The sequence below is a fragment of the Mycobacterium sp. NAZ190054 genome (assembly GCF_001545925.1).
Taxonomy (GTDB): Bacteria; Actinomycetota; Actinomycetes; order Mycobacteriales; family Mycobacteriaceae; genus Mycobacterium.
Map to the genome: position 1 here is coordinate 1 of NZ_LMVQ01000452.1, position 1,464 is coordinate 1,464.

Annotated in this window: 1 protein-coding gene; it reads right to left on the reverse strand. The window is 65.0% G+C overall.

The annotated features are described in order from the left end of the window. Positions 1–75: 75 nt before the first annotated feature. Positions 76–1,314: an IS256 family transposase gene (locus ASJ79_RS24055; protein WP_003896122.1), complete on the reverse strand. Its 1,239-nt coding sequence runs from the start codon at positions 1,312–1,314 to the stop codon at positions 76–78. Positions 1,315–1,464: the final 150 nt, after the last annotated feature.

The window sequence follows — 1,464 nt, forward strand, 5'->3', positions numbered from 1 at the left end:
GATAGTGCCCCTTGGGGTGGTGGACTTCGGATCGGCGTGGGTGCACGCGTGGTGATCAACGAGTCGTGGTGAATGTTAGGCGATTTGACGTTGTTCGGCGATGGGTTCGGCGGCGGCCTGTTTGTCGGCGATGACTTTGCGCAGTTCGGCCATGGAGACCTCGGACAGATAGCGGCGGGTGACCTGCCATTCGTCGTGGGCTTCGATGACCACGGCGGTGGCCAACCGTAGGAACGCGGCCGGGTTGGGGAAGATCTCGACGACATCGGCGCGACGTTTGATCTCCTTGTTGAGCCGCTCGATGGGGTTGTTCGACCAGATCTTCTGCCAGTGAGTGCGCGGGAACGCGGTGAACGCCAGCACGTCGGCTTTCGCCTCGTCCATCATCGCGGCCACTTTCGGGAAGCTCGCAGCTAGCGTATCGGCGACCTGATCCCATTGCGCGGCGACGTCGGCGGGATCGGTGTGGGCGAAGATCGTTTTGACCGCCGCGGTCACCGCCGGTGCGTGTTTGGCGGCCACCGCGCCGTGCAGGTTGCGCATGAAATGCACCCGGCATCGCTGCCAGGACGAGCCGGTGAACTGCTGGGCGACGGCGGCTTTCAAGCCCGCGTGGGCATCGGAGATCACCAGATGCACCCCGCTCAGGCCGCGGGCTTTGAGCGAGGCCAGGAACTCGCGCCAGAACTCAAAGGACTCGCTATCGCCGACGGCGGTGCCCAACACCTCGCGGGTGCCGTCGATGGAGACGCCGGTGGCCACCACCAGGGCCTGGGACACCACGTGCGCTCCGATGCGGACCTTGCAGAACGTGGCGTCGCAGAACACGTACGGAAACGAGGTGTGGTTCAGGCTGCGGGTGCGAAACGCGTCGATCTCCTTATCGAGGCCGGCGCAGATGCGCGAGACTTCGGATTTCGAGACACCGGAACCCACACCGAGTGCCGCCACGAGGTCATCGACGCTGCGGGTCGACACACCGTGAACGTAGGCCTCCATGATCACCGCGTGCAGCGCCCTATCGATGCGGCGACGCCGTTCCAGCAGCGAGGGAAAGAACGACCCGGCCCGCAGTTTGGGGATCTGGACCTCGACATCGCCGGCAGTGGTCGACACCGTCTTGGGCCGGTGCCCATTGCGGTGGGTGGCGCGCCCGTCAGTGCGTTGGTAGCGGCCCGCGCCGATCACCTCGGTGGCTTCAGCCTCGATCAGCGCCTGCAGACCGGCGCGGATCAACTCGGCGAACACCGCCCCGGCATCAGCAGACTTGAGCGCATCGAGCTGGGCAAGCAGGGCAGAATGATCCTGGGTCATCGCGTGGTATGTCTTCCTGTTGAGTCACTTGGTAGGTAACTCACTGACCACTACGCGATGGCCCACCCCAAAGCCCTCAACGACACACCGGACACAGCCCAGCCCGGCCAGCCGCAGACCCGAAACCCCACCACCCCAGGGGACTTACCC